This is a genomic window from Arthrobacter sp. CAN_A212, assembly GCF_015752345.1.
Classification (GTDB): domain Bacteria; phylum Actinomycetota; class Actinomycetes; order Actinomycetales; family Micrococcaceae; genus Arthrobacter_D.
In genome coordinates this window covers 1-18,587 of the sequence record NZ_JADOUT010000018.1, presented here as the reverse complement: position 1 = coordinate 18,587, position 18,587 = coordinate 1, and the positions used below count along the sequence as shown (strand labels likewise).

Sequence of the window (18,587 nt, the reverse complement as noted above, 5' to 3'; positions counted from 1 at the left end):
CCCTGGGTGATGTTCGGTATCACAGCAGATCCTCTACCGTCCGGCCATATCGGCTAGGAAACGGTCTACCCGGTGAATGACACTCTTCGCGTGGGTGATCGACTCTGCCGCGTCCGCCGGGATCTCACTGGTGCTGTTGGCGTGCCGTGCAACCTGGTTGATGTTGTTCGCAACAGTTCCGACAAGCCGGGCAAGATTGGAAAGCTCCATGAACTGATTGCGGCGCTCTGACGGGGTTTCCCCGCCCTCGCTCAACGCTGATTCAACTAACAGCCTGGCAACCGTTACTCGGTGCTTCTCCGCGATCTGTACAAGCCGGGCCTCTTCCTCGGGCGTGACTCTGATGACGTGGCGGTGCATCCTGCCGCCCTCGACATTGGCGCGACGACGGCGCGACTTCCAACCGGCTAAACCGTTGGTCTCGCTCATCCGTCCTACCGCCCTTCAATGCCAGCGCAGCGAACCCGGCAAATCCGGGGACCACACCCACCAGTGTGCCGCACCCGACGCAGCACGTCGAGGCGGAATCCAACTTAGGGCACCTAAGTTACCAGCTTGCTCCGTCTGAGTCGTCCTGTGCTTTTCAGCCGGCGGTGTGGCTTCGGTTGGGGTTTAGAACCATGCGGTACGCTTCGCGCCTGCAATCCATTGACCGGCTGCGCCGTTCCGTTTCGGCTTGTGAATGTACTGTCTGCCCTTCTCTTGGCAAGTTTCCACTGGGAGCTTTCGCGGCATATCCTCACTCGCAAACTCCCTCCGGTATTCCACGGTCCCCCAGCTTCAACTGGCCAATTCACTTCGCAGCCAATTGATGACGGCGTTGCCGAAAGAAACGGTGGCAAGGATGACAAACAGGAGGACGCAACAATGGCCCTTATCTCACCTAAGAATGTGGAGAAGATCTACGGTGCGAACACCGCAGAGCTAAGCCAGTGGCGGCAGGCTGGGATAAGGCCACAGTTCTACCGGATCTCTGCCCGCGTGGTCCGGTACGGGACCGACGACTTAGACAAGTGGTTCCATGATCCAGCGAGCGAACACCTACACGACTTCCCAATAAGGGCATCGCCCAATCTCTGTCTGGTGTAGTGACGCCTAGTAGTCACATGGTTAGGCTGAGGGCATGGCAAATATCAGCGTTGAACAGACCCAAGACCAAGCACGTAAACTCCTCGACTCCAAGATTGAGTCAGTGACAGCTCTCGTTAAGGCGAGGCAACGGGTATCGGATCTGCGGGAGCATCTGGCCCAAGCCGAGAAAGACGACAAACGCGCCTACGTGCGCGCAACTAAAGACGGCTGGACCACCGACCAGCTAAAGACACTCGGCCTAGAGAACAGTGCAGCCAGCCGGCGGCGCAGCGTCAAACGTTCTTCGTCCTCAGAAGGCGCGCTTCCACCAGTAATTGCTTCGGCCTCGGATACAGAATCCTAAAGATTACTTTCGACATAGGAGACGTTCTATTCGACTGAGCAGATGCAAATTAACTTTCGCTATCCCTCCCGTGTTGAGATGCCCGACTATTACAAAGCCCTTCCTAGTGGGAACGGTCTACCTAGCTGGGAACCAGCGCCAGCGGCCTGGCATGGAGGTAGTGAGCCTTGGCCTCAACCTCGCCATCCTGCCACTGCTGAACAGTTGGAAACATGGGCCGATAACAGTCAACAGAACCCAAACTTTCATCCGGTAGCAGCGTTCGCGGGTAGGCGGCTAGTAGGTGCATCGGCCACGATCTCATTTGAGGTTACGGTGCCCGGCCTACGCCAGCTACCCATGGCAGGAGTAACTGCCACGGGAGTCCTCGCTACGCACCGCCGGCGGGGCCTACTTCGCGGAATGATGCAGACGATGTTTGACGCGGCAATCGAACGGGACGAACCTGTCTCGATGCTCAGCGCCAGCGAAGGCAGCATTTATGGAAGGTTCGGATTCTCCCCTGCGACGTACCGCACCAGATGGGAGATCGAACGGACTGGGCAGAACTTCTCCCAGCAGAGAAGCCAACCGGGTCAGTCGAACTCATTGGTGCTTTAGAAGCCCGCAAACATTGGCCAGCATTACACGAGCGTATACGGCGCTCTCGTGTAGGCGAGCTATCCGCCCAACCGGGTAGGTGGAACGGACTTTCTGACACCGCTACCGGAGCGGACAGCACGCTTCGCTATCTCGTTCACTGGGATGATCACGGAGCCGTGGATGGCATTGCCAACTTCAAGCTTCCCTGGTCCCGAACGGTTGACGATGTTGGCACATTGATTGTGGAATCCTTAGAGGCCACCAATCCTCAGGCCTATCGGGCGCTGTGGCAGATCCTGCTCGATTTCGATCTGACGCGCAAAGTCATTGCTCACTCACGCCCGCGAGATGAGCCACTTCGTCAAATGCTAAGTAACCCTCGCGCAATGCGCATCACCCGCCAGGCAGACAACCTATGGATGCGCCTGTTGGACGTTCCCAGCGCGTTAGAAACCCGCACCTATGCTGGACCCGAAGCTATAACTTTTGCCGTCGAAACCGACGAAATGGTTCCTCGAAATGTCGGCGTCTGGCGTTTAGAAGCAGACGCGGTTGGTGCTTCATGCGTTCGCACCGATACAACTCCAGATCTCGCAATCGACATTCAAGCCCTCGGCGCGCTCTACCTCGGGGGAATGTCCGCTCATTTGCTAGCCGCTGCGGGGAGGATACGCCCAGAAAGCCCAACATCCGTAGAGACACTCTCCCGGATGTTCAGAACCGATCCAGAACCCCACAACTCATTCGGATTCTAGATGAACAGCCCTCCCGCGCGGTTCTATCGGAAGGAATCGAATTTGCTCAAGTTCCATGGCCGGAACTCTGGTATTTGATCGGTACCGATGCCCAGCCAGACTTGCACCGGCTCCGCGCCCTGGGGGCGCATCTGAATAGGAATAGCATCGTCGTTCTCGCTTTCGAGAGCTGCTATGACTTCTGGCCCATCGACGACTTCGAGGTTTCGGTGAAACAGAGTTGTTGGCCCTAAGTTGAACTTGCTCCCCATTACATCAAGAACAAATGCATCTGGGCGGCTAGCAAACGATCCACCATCACGGATGAACTGCAAGAGCTGGTCACTGTACTCACCACTAAGTGTCGCAGTGAGGTCTGTCCCCAGCGGCATCACTGTCAGATAACCGTCCAACAGGAGCCGGCCAACCCTGATCATTGCCCGGTCTCGATTGGTCATCGTTCTGGGCACAGTGAACGATGTTCTTAGGTGTTCCTGTAGGGCCGACAGATCATCCAGCAGTTCTTCCGTATAAGGGTCCTCTAGGCGATCATCAGAGTTGCTGGAGTGCAGCTGAACCTTTTGCGCCAGACGGCCATTATGAAATACCTCCATCACCCCGTCCGGCCGCAGCGCAGCCTGCAAAGCCATTGCCCTAGCACCGTCGTAGACGCTAGCACCGAACATGTCGTAGGAGACTTGCAGCCCTCCGCCTTCGGACGCCGTGTCGTGGGGTCTACGAATGGTGACATCTACGATGTTGGCGAAGTTCATCCTCACCGACGTTCCTTTGCGCCCCCCGGTCCGGCCAGCGATCTTCCCGTCAAACCGCCCCTGAGAATAGCCTGCTTCATCGATGAAATTGAAGGTGGCGGTTTCGCCGAGGTCCACTGTTGCCCTTGGGGCGACGATGCTTAGGGGCCCGTTGAGATTGGGGAAGGGCTTGACCCATTCTGGGCCGCTACGTTCGAAGGTAGCGGCCCTTGCTGGAAGATCAATTGCGTCAAACGATCCCCAATCAAGTGTGTCCTTCACCCGGTCCGCGATATCTTGATCGCGGTCGCTGAAGTTGAAGGATACCTGCGTGCGGATGGGCTCGACCTTCATCGCATCGGGATGCTTCTCTGTGTAGGTCTCGATGTACTCGCCGTTGTAGTGGCTGAAATTCGTTCTCCAGTAAAGGCTTCGCCCTTCCGCAATCTCCGACAGGCCAACTACCCGGTTCGATAGATCGTCACTGCCGACAAGAGCTGCCTTCTCGTGCGCCATTTCGATCAGTAGGTCTTGGACTTCATTCCTCAAACAAGCGCGTTCAATGTCGTCGTGTATAGCCAATTCGTCGTCGAAAGCACTCTGCCCCCATATGGTGACAGCAACCTCTTTACCCAGTGCGAGTTTCTGGATGTACTCGTGTTCTTCGATCCTTCCATTAGGAGGCATGACCAGGATCCACTGGTGAGGCTGATAGTTGTCCCAGGCTCTGTTGAATGATTTCTTGATCTGGTCTCGCCTGCGGACGTGCGCCCCGCTGGCGCCACCGAGAAAGTGTTTGAGCTGAAAAATGATCCTGGCTTCGCGTTTCTCGTTCCAGACAACGACGTCTATGCCTTTGTCTCCTCCTGCTCCGCGAACTACGTCCACCGTGCAGGGTGGTTTGTCATAGATTCGACGTAACAGTGCCTCGATTACGCGGTTGAAATCAGGTTCTTTGATGGTTTCCCAGTCGATACGTCCACGATGCAGGGCGTTGCTCCGTTTCATACGGCTCCCCCAATTCCTTCGCCGCCAATATGCCTGTATAGCGTTTCCCATGAGACACCGAATGTGCCTGCTATCTCCTGCTTGGTATAGCTTCCTGCTGCAATCATCTTCTTTGCTTGCACGATCCGCATAGGACTCAGACCCAGCTTGCGTCCTCCTGTCCTTCCTCGGGGCGTCAAGTCTTCGCTGGCTTGAGCAGCCGAGTACGAAGCCGATCTACCTGAGACTGGTTCAAACCAATGGTAAACAGGTACAGGTCGACTCCCCCGTAGACCCCATCAATGTGCTCCAGCATCTGAAGGATATTCTCGGCTTTCGCGCCATGGAGGTACGCCCGGTCCCTACGGGATGCATCGTCCGGAGCTTCCTCCAGTTCCCTAGCGAAGACCTCGCGCATACTGTGTTCAGTGCGTGAATAGTCCTCGGCGATAGCCTCATCTGAAACACCTGCCAAACGCAGCAGCATCGCAATGATCATCCCGGTTCGGTCTTTGCCAGAAGCGCATGAGATCCAGATGGTGCCATCCGGGGCGTCGGCAATCTCTACCATGATTGCTGCGATTGTGGCCGCGTTCCGCCCAAGACTTCCCGAGTAGACGGCACCTAAGGTCGCTTCGGAATCGGGATCCCGTCTAGCCTCAGCACGTGGGTCTATCAAAGGCCTCAATCTATAGCCCTCATTGGTCGCCATTGGGTGAGCCAACGCATCCGCTTCCGTAACTGATCGAAGATCGATCACACGCGCGAGTGTTTGCATCAAGACAGCCGTGCCCTGCGAATCGGAAGTGGTGGGCGTATCCGACCTTATGACCGATCCCCGAACCGTCGCTCCACCACGGCTTGAAAGCATCCCACCGATGTCGCGAGCATTTTTGAATCCCACCAAGTTATGACCCACAGAATCAAGTATGGCCATCATGTCAATGAGGGCTCCACGCCATCTTCCTGCTGTCCCTATGCCGGTCCTTTAAGGGACGATACTGAGCGCCAGCGTGGTCGATGGCCAAAGTGAGTCCAGTCGGGCGATCCAAGGATCCGCCATCGCGCCCGCATTCAGCCGTCGTAGTACCTCCGCAGGTGGCACCCATTCGGCTGCCATGACTTCACTCTGCTGCAGAGTCACCTCCGCGTTGGACGTCGCGCGTACGACGTAGAAGTCCAGGACTGCTGAGGTTTCAACAAACCTGTCAATCAGTGTCAGTGTGGAGGGCAGCACATCTAGACCGGATTCCTCCCGCAGTTCCCGGCTTGCCGCATTGCGACTCGATTCCCCGGCTAAAGCGCTGCCGCCTGGAAATTCCCACCCAAACGCAAACTCCTTATCGGCGGCGCGCTGGGTAAGCAAAACCGCTCCATCCTCACGTTGCACGCAAACCGCAACCACCAGATGAAAGTGTCCAGATGGCCACCCCTCAGCGCCCCTGCGAAATGTGTCACCTGTCAGCGCCCCCTGGACGTCCAAGATGTCCCACCACCCATCCGCTAAGTGTTGCAATCACCGCAAGAACCCAAGGATCCTTCACTGAATAGCGACCTCCCGGACAGTTGGAGCACCATCGGTGTTCCAGTTGAAGAGCGTTAGGTGCCAGAGGCCCGGCCGTTTGCGTGAAGGGTCTATCAGCCCTTTGGCGCCCAGGCTCTGTAGCGCTTCTCGGACCCTCCACGACGGAGGTGTGTCACCCGCTGCAACAGCTCCCTGCCAGTCTGCCGCCGCGTCCGCGGGGCTGACCCCCACGGACTTCAGGGCTTCGTGATCACGAAGATCAACGATCTGATGCGCCTCTACCTCGAAGCGAAGCACCTCAAGACCAGGGGTCCGGTTATCGGTGTGGGCGATCATTGCGGCGGCGACCCCTTCAGGCGATGAGCTGAGGTACAGCGTGGGCACGTCCGGCGGTGAATACCTGCCTGCAGATCGAGATCCCGTCAGAGCCGTGCCGCGGTGCGCGGGGTCCACAGCACGGTAGAACAAGCCCTTCACCGTGCGCATCACGGCACTGTCCCACGTGACAGCCGGTTCTTCTCGCTCCATGACAACACTCCGTGCCCCTGCTATCGATTCACATCGCCAGTTTCACATGTGCCGTTGACGATCCTTCAGAGCGCGGTGAAAGCGACTGGGGTGAAGTGCAACAGTGGAGCATGACCGAAACATCCCTGCCTCACGCCGAATTCGCCTTTCCTGGGCCGCTCCGCGATTCACTGATCGCGTCGATCCTTTCAGGCCGAAAGACCACGACGACATCGCTGCTGGTCGAGTACGCCGTCGAAGGTGAAGAGCTACCTGCAGTAGGCAGACGACAATCAGTCATCGACTCGACGGAACGACCGATCGCGGTTATCGAAACGGTGCAGGTCGACCAGGCGCAGTTGGATCAAGTAACGCTCACCCATGTCATCGATGAAGGAGAAGGGCACGCCACCGTCGCTCAATGGCGTGCAGATCACGAGCGGTTCTGGCATAGCGAAGAGATGCGGTCCTACCTAGGAGACCCCACGTTCACGGTCCGCAACGAGACCGTAGTGATTCTCGAGCGCTTCCGACTCATCAGCTGAGAAAGACGGTTCTGCAGCGTCCCGCGGAGGGATCGATCACTAGACACTTTTGCGCTGCGCGACGATCGCCGCGTGGGGCCGCTGACCGATTGTTGTCCTCATGTGGGTTTCGATTACATCAAAGCCGGCCGAGGTCAGTTCTTTGGTGAGGTCATTGACCGGCCATTGGTATGCCGGGGTCACAGCGTGGGCGAACTCTTTAATAACGGCGCTTTCGAAGAAGCCGAGGAGCAACGCGCCGCCAGGGCGAAGCGCGCGGGCGAACTCCAGGAGGGGGATCCTGATCGTGCTGGGCTCGTGGTGGATGAGCGAGTACCACGACAGAATCCCGCTCACTGTTCCTGGTGCTGCATCAAGGGTCTCGAGACTGCCCACACCGAACCGCACATCGGGATATGCGCTGCGCGCTCTGTCGATGAATTCGGGTACCAGATCCACACCGCTTGCGGCAGCTCCGCACTCACGAAGGAAGTTCGTCCAGTGGCCTGGCCCGCAGCCCGCGTCGATTATCTGGCCGTCGATACCATCAGCCCAAGACGAAACGAGCTGACGGTCCAAAGGGTGCACTGCATCCATTGAACCGAGGAGCTCGGTGTACTCGGTTGCACGACGTAAGTATGCGTTGCCAACCTCATCAAGCATGTACCCGAGTCTAGGCGCGGGCCGAGCACGCGTCCGCAGGCCGATCCTCGTGCGCCCACGCTGCCGACGCATTCGAGGTGTTGCGGGTGGGCCCTGAGATTCCCTGCCTAATCCCCGATAGATCCGTCCAGCAGCTCGCGCAGAATATCCAGATGGCCGCAGTGTCTGCCCGTTTCCTCGATCATGTGCACCAGAACCCACCGCACGCTCTGTCCGCCGTCGCCACCGCGGCAGCGATCCTCTATCCCATACCGCTCCAGCACTTCGCGGGACTGGCGGCAGGCAGCCTCGTAGTCCTTGATGATGTTCACCAGGCTGTCCTCTTCGCTCACCCGGAATTCGCCGTCGGGATCCTCCGCGGACCATCGGGTGGGCACATCCTGCTGCCCGTCGATGCGATCCGGAAACCAGAACCGCTCAACGTCTGTCAGGTGTTGCACCAACCCTGACACCGTTGTCAGCGAGGGCACGAGCCGCTTGGCGCCGTCGGCATCGCTGAGGCCACTGGCCTTCATCACTACCGTCGCCCGGAAGTAATCCAGGAAGCCGGTCAGCGTCTCCCGCTCTCCGGCCGCTGCAGGTGGTTCCGTCCGGCTGTCATTTTCCATCCGACCAACCTAGTACGGGGAGTCGAGCCGCAGCGCAGCCGCGCCGAACATGACAAACGGGGACTTGCAGAATTGCTCGAGAAAGAGTCCCACAGGCCGATCCTTCACCGCGACACCTTTAGCCACTCCCCCGACGATAAAAATCCCATATATGTGACTTTCAGGGTAAGTTGGCGGCTTTTTGACAGCTTCGATTGGCGGCTTTAGCCAAGCGGATCAGGCGTCGGCCTTCCTTGCCTCTATCTTGCATCCCTTGAGTCCGCCCTTGGGGTCCAGGGCAGGCCCGTCGGGGCACTTCCAGCCTGGTGGCGGACCCTGACGATTCAATGTCCGGGGAAACGTGTTCGAGCCGACCAGCGATGCGGCGCCCGGCTTGATTCCTTGTCGGTTCTGAGGGGTTAGTCATCACGGATGTCCGCCGCAGCCCGCGCCTTTTCCTGTCTCTGCTCTTCCAGCACGGCTGCGCGCCGGGTGTCCCGTGCTTTATAGGCCTGCAGTGGCGCGTTGATTCCAATTCCGACAACCAACGTTATTACCCAGAGGTAGAGACCGTCGGTCCCCCTCCAGAGGTAAAAAAGCAGGAGCGTGGCGGCAAGGACCGCCAGCATGACGATTCAATGCTTCTGTTTGCGGGTCATAACTAGACAATGCCATGACCACGCCACCTCGCCCATACGTAGGCACCAGCGTTGACGGGAACGACTATTTAGATGGCGCCTATAGGTGACAGCTACCTTCCCGATGATAGATGCCGAGTAACTCGCAGGGTCCTCGGCCTCGCTCGGGCGCACCGTTTTTCCGTCTGTGACAAGACGTCCCCTGATGACGGATGTAACGATGCGCGCCAGTGCCTAAATCGGTCGATTCTGGACAAGAGCGATTACCTGTAACTGGTCGCACAGTGAACAGAGGCACCACGGCGTGCCGGCACACCGGATCATATGACTAGTGAAGAATCGCCGCGCCGACTTTGTGTGGTTAAGCCGGTGTCTCCAGACCGACGAAGACTGGCCTAACCCTTTCCTGCCCGTTCTGACAGCGGCGAGAACTCCAGATATCTATCGTCGTAGGCAGCGCGGTGTCCTTCTACCTCTGTGGCTGGCAGTGCTGTTGGCGCTCACCACCCCAAGACTGAGCTGGTCAGTTGCCATGGGTTCGGACGTCGTTGCTCCGACGCCCCCGTGGGTACAGCACTCAAGCTCCTGTCGAAGTGCGCGGTCTTGGTCACGGCTCTCCACAAATATCCGACATTGGGGTGTCGCAGGAGTGTCATAGTTTCATGAGCGACCGATAGTCGTAGGAACAGGGCAGAGGAAATCGCAATGAAGCTTGGATACACCATCATCTTTGTCGACGACGTCGCTGAAGCCGTCGACTTCTACGAGAGGGCCTTCGGGATCGAGCGCGAGTTTGTTCACAAGGCTGGCGACTACGCACAGATGTCCACGGGAGAGACAAAGCTGGCCTTCACCTCGCATGCCCTTGGAGCCACCGCGGTGCCCGTGGCCTACACGGCCTTCGATCCAGGTCAGACCCCTGCAGGGGTCGAGCTGACGCTCATCACAGACGACGTCGCCGCCGGTTTTGCCAAGGCAGTGTCAGCCGGGGCTGTTCCGTTGGCTGAACCCCATGACACCGAGTGGGGCCAAACCGTCTCCTACGTGCGCGACCACGTGGGAACACTTGTGAGCATCGCCAGTGGGATGGACGGATGAGCGCGGATACCGTGGATGAGGAAGCCCTGGCTGCCGTCTGTGGTCATTGTGCAGGGTTGCCCGGTGCGACGCTGGATCACACCTTCGGTGAGGACAGCGATGTCTATCGGGTGGGGAACAAGATGTTTGCCCTCGTCAACACTGAGGGTCGCGGTTTCGCCACCCTCAAGGCGCCGCCGGAGGAGGTTCGCGCACTCCTCGAGCAGCATGAGTTTGCTCGACCCGGGTACTACATGAACAAGCGCCACTGGGTCACGCTGGATTTGGTGGAGGGAGTTCCGGTCGGTGAGGTGCTCGAACTCGTTGGTGAGTCCTACCGGCTGGTGCTGGAGGCGCTCCCCAAGAAGGCCCAGGCGGAGATTCGCTCGGCGTGAACCGGTTGGAGAGGCTCTACGCCCTGCATGAGCGCATTCGGCGCAGCTCGCCCGGTCCGGTGAGTGCCGCCGCGCTTGCGCGTGAGTTCGAAGTGTCTCGTCGAACGATTGAGCGTGATCTCTCCTCCTTGCGGGCGGCTGGGCTCCCGCTGTTTGCGGAGCATGGGAGATCAGGTGGGCAGCGCAGTTTGCAGGAAGCCAAGCACATCGTGTTCAACCTCAGCGTGAGTGAGGTCTCAGCATTGCTGATCGCCGTCGCCGCTGCGGGCGAGATGCCCTACGGTGACGCGGCGACGCGAGCCACCGAGCGGCTCCTTGAAGCAGTTCCGGATGTTACGAGAGTTCAGGTTGCCCATCTCCGGTCGCGAATCCGGACTCGCGTCAACGTGGGCGGCTCAGTGACGGCCAGTATCCGACGCGCCGTTGAGGAGGCGGTCCGAACGCAGCGAGTGCTCAACATCGCTTACGCCGATGCGGCTGGCAATGTGACGGATCGCGCGGTGGAGGCCTGCGGGTTCTACAACGGAGACCAGGGCTGGTATCTGATCGGTTGGTGCCAACTGACAGACGCAGGACGCATCTTCAGAATCGATCGCATCCAATCTGCTCGTCTCACAACACGGCCCGTGCCGACACGAGATCTCGACGAGGTGCTCGGCTGGGTGCCCGACGAAGTGGCTACCCCGTAGTTCAGGACTTCCCCGATGGTCATTGGTGGTGTGAATGGCCCAGAGTGGCGGCACGCTCCTTTACGTCTCAGAATCGGTCGTATTTGCTACAAACCCGGCCAGCGTCCTCGAAGTGACGTGAAGTACCGAGATTCTGTAGCGGAATACAGTGCCGTATTCTATGTGTTGTTTGCCCCTGCTGTTTACGGATATTGATACATTAGAGGGCATGGGACACCAGTTGGGCTATGCCCGTGTATCGACCGGCGACCAGGACGCCGCTCTTCAAGAGGACGCATTGAAGGCCGCGGGATGCTACCGAATCTTCACCGACACCGCATCGGGTTTGCTGGAAACACGTCCGGAACTGTCAAAGGTGCTGGACCAGCTGCGGCCCGGCGACACGTTGGTGGTGTGGCGGTTGGATCGTTTGGGCAGGTCCATCCGGCATCTGATTGATCAGTTGGCTGGCCTGCAGGAGCGTGGAATCGGGTTCCGCTCCTTGCAGGAGAACATTGACACGACGTCCTCGGGCGGGCGACTCGTGTTTCATGTCTTCGCCGCATTGGCGGAGTTCGAGCGAGATCTGATCCGGGAACGGACGCATGCCGGCCTGCAAGCGGCCCGTGCGCGTGGACGCTCCGGAGGAAGGCCTGCGTTGCTGACCAAGGATAAACTCCGGACCGCGCGCCGGCTGTATGAGCAGCAGGACATGACTGTTGAACAGATCGGCAAGGTGCTGGGAGTCAGTCGGACCACCATTTACCGGGCCCTGCGCAAGGCACCGGACACGCCTCCGGCCCGACGCGGTAAGGCCGCGGCCGCGACGACGACGGCCACCACGGCGCTGTGATCATGGGAGGCAGCCAACCCGTCAACGGGTACCCTGCCTCCACTCCTGACAGCACGACCGCTGCGCGGTGGGAGATCCTGCGCCACCATGTTGAAGACGGTGTGTCCCTCAGGGCACTGGCCATGAGTGAAGGCGTCGGCCTCCGGACCCTGCAGCGCTGGCATGCAGCCTACAAGCGCGGCGGAATGGCCGACCTTGCTCCCCGCGCCGCCCCCGTGCGGCAACGGACGACCGAACCTGGCCTCATCGCATTGATTGAAGGCCTGGCCCTGGTGAAGCCGCCCCTGTCCCCGTCCGTCATCACCCGTAAAGCCAACCGGGCAGCAGAGGAACAAAACTGGCCGGCCGTCTCCTATGGCACGGTCCGCTCGATCATCGCCGGACTGGACCCAGGAATGATGACCCTCGCCCGTGCCGGGCCGGCGGCGTACCGGGATCAATACGAACTCATCTGGCGTCACCGCGCGGAACATCCAAACGCGCTCTGGCAGGCGGACCATACGATGCTCGACATTCTGGTCCTGGACGCAAACCGCAGACCCGTCCGGCCCTGGTTGACGACCATCATGGATGATTTCTCCCGAGCCATCTGCGGCTACACGGTCTTCCTCGGCGCCCCGTCGGCGATGAACACGGCCCTGGCATTACGGCAAGCAATCTCACCGAAGACCCAACCCGACTGGAGGATGTGCGGAATCCCGGATGTGCTTTACGTGGATCATGGCTCGGACTTCACCAGCACCCACCTCAGCCAGACAGCCAAAGACCTGCACTTCACCATCACCTTCTCCACCGTGGCAAGACCCCAGGGCAGGGGAAAGATCGAACGGTTCTTCGGCACCGTCAATACCGAACTGCTCAGTGGACTCCCCGGGCATCTGACCCCGGGCTTCCCACCACCAGCACCGACACGGACCCTTCACGAACTCGACGCGGTCATCGGGCGCTTCATCATCAATGACTATCACCAACGCGTGCACCCAGAAATAAGGAAGACTCCGGCCCAGGCTTGGCTTGGTCAGGGATGGCTTCCACGGCTACCCGCCACCATGGACGAGCTCAACCTTCTGCTCCTGACCGAAATCAAACACCGGATCGTGCACCGCGACGGCGTCCACTTCCAGGGCCTGCGATACATCTCACCGCTGCTCGCTGCCTACGTCGGCGAACCCGTCCTCCTCCGGTACGACCCACGCGACATCACCGAAATCCGCATCTTCCACAAAAACCAGTACATCTGCAAAGCCGTCGACCCCGCCCACGAGACCGCCACCATCACCCTCAAAGACATTCAAGCCGCCCGCTCAGCACGCCGGCGTGAACTCCGTGGACAGATCAACGAGCGGATCACCGTCGTTGCACAACACCTGCCGGAGGTGATCCCACCTCGATCCGATCCTGCCCCAACACCGCCACCGCCCGTCAGAAAACGCGCCTTGCTGCGCACCTACCTCGAGGATGACTGATGACACCACGAAACTTCATCGCCACGAAAGAGCACCGCCGGTTCGTCGAATTCGCCGACGCCGTCCGACGTCAAAACACCATCGGCATCTGCTACGGCCAAGCCGGGATCGGAAAGACACTCTCAGCCCGACGCTACGCAAACTGGCATCAAGCCCAGGACTACCTCGAAGACTGGGGTCCCCGAAAAGAATCCGACGAAAAGATCCACGCCGCCCTGGCAAGGACCAGGACGGTCTTCTACACCCCGACGGTCCTCACCACCACCAAAGACATCAAGTCAGACCTGGACCACATCACCATCCGCGTCTCCCTGTCCATCGATGAGCACCTCTACAAAATCGGGAAGAAACCGAAAACCATGCGCTCCAGAAACGTGGAACTGCTCATCGTCGATGAAGCAGAACGACTCAGCGCAGTGTCCCTCGAACTGCTGCGCGACCGCTACGACAGGGACAACACCGCGCTGATCCTCATCGGCATGCCCGGCATCGAGAAACAGTTCAGCCGCTACCCCCAGCTCTACAGCAGAGTCGGATTCGCCCACGAATACCGACCACTCGGCGAGGAGGAACTGCACTTCGTCCTTCAACGCCGCTGGCACAAGCTCAACTAAACCCTGGACCCCGAGGACTTCACCGACGCCCAAGCCATCGCATCCATAGCCCGCATCACCCGCGGGAACTTCCGCCTCGTAGACCGGCTCTTCACCCAAATGGACAGAATCATGAAAATCAACGAACTCACCACCATCACCGACGACGTCGTCGAAGCCGCACGATCAACCCTCGTCATCGGCATCAGCTAAACCGCCAACCCAAACTGTCAAAAAACCGCCAACCAAGACTAAAAGTCACACCCATATAAAACCCTGGTTCTCAGATTCGCGTATACCCCGCCCGCAAAACTGTCTCGCTCAGGTAGCTCAAGCGCTACAGTGAACCCTATGGCCGGACACATCATCGGATACGCACGCGTCTCCACCAACGAACAAGACCTCACCGCCAAAGGATAGGAGACATCTATGCGTTGCGATCCCTACTAGGGACAGGTCGTCCGTCAGAATGAGGCATGGCAATTCGCGCGTTCTCTCTCGGCCCACTTCGAGGTCTCCAGCATGCGGAAGCTCACGACCTCGGTAACTTGGTGGTTCTTTCAGGACCGAATGGGTCAGGCAAATCGAGCCTGTTGGAACTGCTTCGCCAGAACCGTCACGACATCGCAGAACCCGGGACCAAGGTTATGTTCGTTGGTCCTCATCGAACATGGAGATCCTCGGCGCTGAACCGAGTATCCCTTCTCGGATTTCCCTTGGACTCTTACGGAGCACTTTTGGAGAGTGACACTCTCCCCAACTTCCAGTTCATGGTGCCCCAAGGCATGCAGGGCCTTCAAGGTGCATTCCGGGATGCGAACAGCGCGGAAGACAGCCCTGCGTTTGTGAAGACCTCCTTGGCAAATCTCCGGGCTAAGCAACAAGCGATCCTTGGGAAGGTATGGGAGCAGAACTCGGGGCAAGTAGGAGCTGGGGAAGTTCCAGACTTGTTCGCTCCGTTCCGGCGGCTTGTGGCCACGCTTCTCCCGCACCTCGATTTTGTCGGTGTCGATGAGACGGACACCAATAATATCCTCATCAACTTCCGAGACATTGGGGGGCAGGGCCCCCTTTTCGACATAGACCAGCTATCTAGTGGCGAGAAGGCGGCAGTCGCCCTATTGCTGCCCCTCGTCGAGCGACAAGCGGATCAGCTCATTCATCCGGATCAAACCGAGTCCTCGATTGTGCCTTTGACTATGTTGCTCGACGAGCCAGAGATTCATCTCCATCCGCTCCTACAACTCCAAGTTCTAGAATATTTGCGCGACCTGGCTTCTTCCAACCAGGCACAGTTCATCCTCACCACTCACTCTCCGACCATCCTTGACGCCCTGACGGACGATGAGCTCTACCTTATTAGTCCGGCCTCGATCAGTCCGAGCAACCAGCTCAGCCGACTCACGACGATGCATGAACGTCTCGAAGCCGCCAGAGAACTGACAGGGTCGACACATTTACTTACTCGGTCGAAGCCAATTGTCTTTATCGAAGGTGAAGAGGAACGTTCGGGCCTTAGCAGCGATACCCGCCTAATCACCAACTTGCTGGGAAAAACAAAGTCGTGGGCCCTGGTGCCCGGCCGTTCAAAAAAGGAAGTCATCGGAGCCGTAGCCCGTCTGCGCGGTGCTGAGTTGGAGTTGCCCGGGATGCCTGTCTTCGGGATTGTCGATTCCGATACCGATTTGCAGCCGGATAGTCCTCACATGGTGGCCTGGCCCGTGACGATGGTTGAGAACTTCCTGCTGGATGCAGAAGCGATCTTCGAAACACTTGGTCCCTTTGGAAGTCAGGTCAAAGCCGGTTCCGTGTCGGAGGTGCAGGACGCCCTTCGACGGATCTCGACTTCACTCTACGAAGATGAAATCCGCATCCGAGTCCAGCGGCAGCTTCCGATCGGACGGCTCTCAATTCGCCCCGACGAATTGGACACGATCGAGGACGTCGTCGGAAAAGAAACAACCCGGTGGATGCAGACCATCGCGAGGCTTGATATCGGAAAGTTGACTGAGGCAGCCCGCGCGGAAGTAGAGGGGATAGTTTCCAACTCGACTGAGCTGGACCGCTTTCATGGAAAGAAAATGATCCGTGAGCTCCATAAGGAGCTTGCCGTTCAACAGGCAGGTGTGGGGCATACCGCATTTGCCCTCATGTTGTCAGCGCACCCGCGCTCAGCTGAGAGGGCCGCCCTCCTGGCCACACCGGCGCTTAATCAAATCGCCCTGTTCTTTCCGACTGCCCTTTCCAACCAACTTCGCGTTCTCCATTCGACAGAGGGGGACAAACTTGCGGACAGATCGCAAATCTTCGCAGAGGAATGGGCAGCCGGTCGTCCAAATGCAGCGGGCCGGCAAGAGCTACGCAACGACATATTTAACTTCTCACGAGGTCTTGCCGAGGTTGAGAAGCGAGACCTCGGACGACTTGCGTCTCAGATAGGAACGGCCACCTAACTTCACCGAAACCCAGATGGCCCAAGAAACTACAGTCAAACAAGATTCAGTTCTGAGTGTGCACTACAGAATAGCTTTCAGGATTCTCAGCCAACGAGACTTGCCCACAGCTTGTGCTGGCGCATGGGTTCGCTACGGCGTTGTAGTGAACCCAGAAATGCCCGCACGAACATAAACTTTGATGCTTAGATAGGTCAAACGGGCACGGGAAACGACACAGAATCTAACGGGCGTGTCCAGTCTCGGTCGTCGAGTCTCGGAATCCGTCAATTAAGAGCGGGGCGAGAGGCCTGCTCGCCTTGATCGTGCTCAATGGGCTAACGGCATCGGCATCTAACCCGGGCCCGGTCACCTACCTGTAGCATCAGTTGAAAAACCGCTCGGCAAATGGGGAAGACGATGGGAAATATCTCAATCAGGCGTGTCATCGAGCACGTGAGCCAAGGCCAGATTCGAATCCCAGCGTTCCAACGAGGCTTTGTCTGGGATGCCGAGCGAGTCGCCTTCCTAATGGACTCCATCTATAAGAGCTATCCATTCGGATCCCTCATCCTCTGGCAAACGAAAAACCGCCTAACCGCGGAGAGAAAGCTAGGCCCTTTCAAGCTGCCTGAATCACAAGCAGAGTTTCCCATCCAATACGTATTGGACGGGCAACAGCGCCTCACATCGATCTTCGGTGTATTTCAGTCAGACCTAGTACCGGATGGTGACGATAGTTGGACCCAGATCTTCTTCGACCTCTCCGCTGCAGATGACTTTCAAGAGAGTCAGTTCCTCGCTCTAGACCCTTCTGACGTCGATCCCGCTCGTCACTTCCCGATCAGCACTTTCTTTGACGTCACCGGCTACCGCAAGGCTACGGAGAACCTCACTACTGACCAGGCGGAATTGATCGATTCTGTTCAGTCCGTTTTTAAAGAAGCGCTCATACCTACTCAAGACATCGTTACCGATAACCGAGCCAAAGTCGCCATCGTCTTCGAACGAGTGAACCGTCTCGGAGTAGAACTGGACGTTCTGCAACTACTGACCGCTTGGACTTGGAGCGAAGACTTCGATCTCCAGTCCAGGTTCTCTGACCTAGCACAAGAACTGGCACCATTCGGTTTCGGTGACGTAGGCGATGACTCGAATCTATTACTTCGCTGCTGTGCCGCAGTTGTTGCAGGTGACGCTTCTCCCGCCACACTTATTAGACTGAACGGAGCTGAAGTCCGCGAGAACTTTGAACGTATCGAGAACGGAATCAAGGGAGCGATTGACTTCGTTCGCACACATTTCCACGTTGAACGCCTAGTCAACCTCCCATATCCCGCGCTACTTGTTCCCCTCACGGTCTTTTTTGCATCCATGAATGGAAAGTCTTTGAAAGTCACCGATTTTCAGAGGGAAACGCTCGTGAGGTGGTTCTGGCGTGCGTGCTTCTCGAGAAGATTCAGCGCGGGCGTTCTACGTAATTTGAAACGAGACATAGATGAGATAGCCAAACTCCGGGCTGGCGCTGAGAATTCATTGAGCAACTTTTCCGTCAAGATCGATGCTGAACATTTCACAGAACGACAGTTCTCCATCAGTGCCGTCGACTCGAAGACATTCATTCTCATGCTGGTCCAGGCGTCTCCCCTGAGCTTTGTGTCAGGTTCACCAGTTTCACTGAAGAACGTCCTGCAGTCGTACAACCGGTCGGAGTTTCATCACCTACTGCCCCGGGCATTCCTTGGCGGTCGCGCGTTTCCGACGGAAAAGGTGAACGCCCTTGCGAACTTTGCCATGATCTCAGCGAGTGACAACAAGACTCTGGGAGGTGTCGCACCGAGCGTCTACAGAACCCGAATGCCCGAAACAAAAATCCCAGCGATCTTGGCTGCCGCCCTCTGCCCAAATTCGTTGTTCGATGATGACTACGACTCGTTTATCAGCGCAAGAGCCCAGGTGCTGGCAGCCAAAGCAAATAGCTTAGTCAACTAGCAAGCAACGGGTGGCAGCGGAAGAAAGCGCGATTTGATGCCCCCAAGGGGCGAGCCTTCTGCGATCTACTTTGCCGCTTATGCGGCTCTTCAGAATTGAGAGTGTAGTTTCGGTCTGAATCCGCCGGATTCGAGTAGTGATCTGGCGACATAGTTGGTGATGTTTGTGAAGCCGAGG

The 18,587-nt window shown here is 58.0% G+C and carries 20 protein-coding genes and 2 pseudogenes; 14 read left to right on the top strand and 8 right to left on the bottom strand.

What is annotated here, in order from left to right:
* Positions 1–33: 33 nt before the first annotated feature.
* Positions 34–429, bottom strand: a complete 396-nt coding sequence (locus tag IWX64_RS13060) for a plasmid mobilization protein (RefSeq protein ID WP_196867564.1) — start codon at positions 427–429, stop codon at positions 34–36.
* A gap of 438 nt (positions 430–867) precedes the next feature.
* On the opposite strand from IWX64_RS13060, the gene IWX64_RS13055 reads away from it, so the two are divergent.
* The 4 genes from IWX64_RS13055 to IWX64_RS13040 are packed head-to-tail and all read left to right on the top strand — an operon-like array spanning position 868 to position 2,772.
* A complete protein-coding gene (locus tag IWX64_RS13055) occupies positions 868–1,089 on the top strand; it encodes a hypothetical protein (RefSeq protein WP_196867563.1) in 222 nt (73 codons plus the stop codon).
* A gap of 34 nt (positions 1,090–1,123) precedes the next feature.
* On the top strand, positions 1,124–1,435 hold the full coding sequence (locus IWX64_RS13050) for a hypothetical protein (protein ID WP_196867562.1): 312 nt from the start codon (positions 1,124–1,126) through the stop codon (positions 1,433–1,435).
* Positions 1,436–1,477: 42 nt separating this feature from the next.
* Entirely contained in the window at positions 1,478–2,035 is a 558-nt protein-coding gene (locus tag IWX64_RS17320) for a GNAT family N-acetyltransferase (RefSeq protein WP_442859059.1), read from the top strand.
* Positions 1,957–2,772: a sterol carrier protein domain-containing protein gene (locus IWX64_RS13040; RefSeq protein WP_196867560.1), complete on the top strand. Its 816-nt coding sequence runs from the start codon at positions 1,957–1,959 to the stop codon at positions 2,770–2,772. The genes IWX64_RS17320 and IWX64_RS13040 overlap by 79 nt, the downstream gene beginning before the upstream one ends.
* 23 nt (positions 2,773–2,795) lie before the next feature.
* On the opposite strand, the gene IWX64_RS13035 is transcribed toward IWX64_RS13040, so the two are convergent.
* From IWX64_RS13035 to IWX64_RS13015, 5 genes are all read right to left on the bottom strand, one after another.
* Entirely contained in the window at positions 2,796–4,511 is a 1,716-nt protein-coding gene (locus IWX64_RS13035) for a hypothetical protein (protein WP_196867559.1), read from the bottom strand.
* Entirely contained in the window at positions 4,508–4,690 is a 183-nt protein-coding gene (locus IWX64_RS17315; protein ID WP_442859058.1) for a helix-turn-helix domain-containing protein, read from the bottom strand. The genes IWX64_RS13035 and IWX64_RS17315 overlap by 4 nt, the downstream gene beginning before the upstream one ends.
* Complete coding sequence (locus IWX64_RS13025) at positions 4,687–5,427, bottom strand: tyrosine-protein phosphatase (protein WP_334683303.1); 741 nt, start codon at positions 5,425–5,427, stop codon at positions 4,687–4,689. The genes IWX64_RS17315 and IWX64_RS13025 overlap by 4 nt, the downstream gene beginning before the upstream one ends.
* Positions 5,428–5,478: 51 nt before the next feature.
* Positions 5,479–5,895 (bottom strand): NUDIX hydrolase, encoded by a 417-nt coding sequence (locus IWX64_RS13020; RefSeq protein WP_334683290.1) that lies wholly within the window; start codon positions 5,893–5,895, stop codon positions 5,479–5,481.
* 135 nt (positions 5,896–6,030) lie between these two features.
* Positions 6,031–6,543, bottom strand: a complete 513-nt coding sequence (locus IWX64_RS13015) for an RES family NAD+ phosphorylase (RefSeq protein WP_334683289.1) — start codon at positions 6,541–6,543, stop codon at positions 6,031–6,033.
* A 110-nt stretch (positions 6,544–6,653) separates the two neighbouring features.
* On the opposite strand from IWX64_RS13015, the gene IWX64_RS13010 reads away from it, so the two are divergent.
* Positions 6,654–7,067 (top strand): ASCH domain-containing protein, encoded by a 414-nt coding sequence (locus IWX64_RS13010; RefSeq protein WP_196867555.1) that lies wholly within the window; start codon positions 6,654–6,656, stop codon positions 7,065–7,067.
* Between the two features lie 39 nt (positions 7,068–7,106).
* On the opposite strand, the gene IWX64_RS13005 is transcribed toward IWX64_RS13010, so the two are convergent.
* Both IWX64_RS13005 and IWX64_RS13000 read right to left on the bottom strand, forming a co-directional pair.
* Positions 7,107–7,709 carry a class I SAM-dependent methyltransferase gene (locus IWX64_RS13005; protein ID WP_196867554.1) on the bottom strand — a complete coding sequence of 201 codons (603 nt, stop codon included), beginning with the start codon at positions 7,707–7,709 and terminating at the stop codon, positions 7,107–7,109.
* Positions 7,710–7,816: 107 nt separating this feature from the next.
* Positions 7,817–8,317 carry a DinB family protein gene (locus tag IWX64_RS13000; protein ID WP_196867553.1) on the bottom strand — a complete coding sequence of 167 codons (501 nt, stop codon included), beginning with the start codon at positions 8,315–8,317 and terminating at the stop codon, positions 7,817–7,819.
* 1,322 nt (positions 8,318–9,639) lie between these two features.
* Between IWX64_RS13000 and IWX64_RS12995 the strand changes: the two genes are divergently transcribed.
* The 9 genes and pseudogenes from IWX64_RS12995 (at position 9,640) to IWX64_RS12960 (ending at position 18,410) form a co-directional block, all read left to right on the top strand.
* Positions 9,640–10,032, top strand: coding sequence for a VOC family protein (locus tag IWX64_RS12995; protein ID WP_196867552.1), 393 nt, complete (start codon positions 9,640–9,642; stop codon positions 10,030–10,032).
* Positions 10,029–10,406, top strand: coding sequence for an MmcQ/YjbR family DNA-binding protein (locus IWX64_RS12990; protein WP_196867551.1), 378 nt, complete (start codon positions 10,029–10,031; stop codon positions 10,404–10,406). Before IWX64_RS12995 ends, IWX64_RS12990 begins: the two co-directional genes overlap by 4 nt.
* Positions 10,403–10,570, top strand: a pseudogene (locus IWX64_RS17310) (HTH domain-containing protein); the annotation flags it as partial. The gene IWX64_RS12990 and the pseudogene IWX64_RS17310, both read left to right, overlap by 4 nt.
* 60 nt (positions 10,571–10,630) lie before the next feature.
* Positions 10,631–11,095 (top strand): helix-turn-helix transcriptional regulator, encoded by a 465-nt coding sequence (locus IWX64_RS12985; protein WP_334683288.1) that lies wholly within the window; start codon positions 10,631–10,633, stop codon positions 11,093–11,095.
* Between the two features lie 208 nt (positions 11,096–11,303).
* A complete protein-coding gene (locus tag IWX64_RS12980) occupies positions 11,304–11,927 on the top strand; it encodes a recombinase family protein (RefSeq protein WP_196867549.1) in 624 nt (207 codons plus the stop codon).
* 2 nt (positions 11,928–11,929) lie between these two features.
* On the top strand, positions 11,930–13,393 hold the full coding sequence (locus IWX64_RS12975) for a Mu transposase C-terminal domain-containing protein (RefSeq protein WP_334683287.1): 1,464 nt from the start codon (positions 11,930–11,932) through the stop codon (positions 13,391–13,393).
* Positions 13,393–14,199 (top strand): annotated as a pseudogene (locus IWX64_RS12970) (AAA family ATPase). Before IWX64_RS12975 ends, IWX64_RS12970 begins: the two are co-directional and overlap by 1 nt.
* A 263-nt stretch (positions 14,200–14,462) precedes the next feature.
* On the top strand, positions 14,463–16,439 hold the full coding sequence (locus IWX64_RS12965) for an AAA family ATPase (RefSeq protein ID WP_196867548.1): 1,977 nt from the start codon (positions 14,463–14,465) through the stop codon (positions 16,437–16,439).
* Between the two features lie 399 nt (positions 16,440–16,838).
* Entirely contained in the window at positions 16,839–18,410 is a 1,572-nt protein-coding gene (locus IWX64_RS12960; RefSeq protein ID WP_196867547.1) for a GmrSD restriction endonuclease domain-containing protein, read from the top strand.
* Positions 18,411–18,587 lie beyond the last annotated feature (177 nt).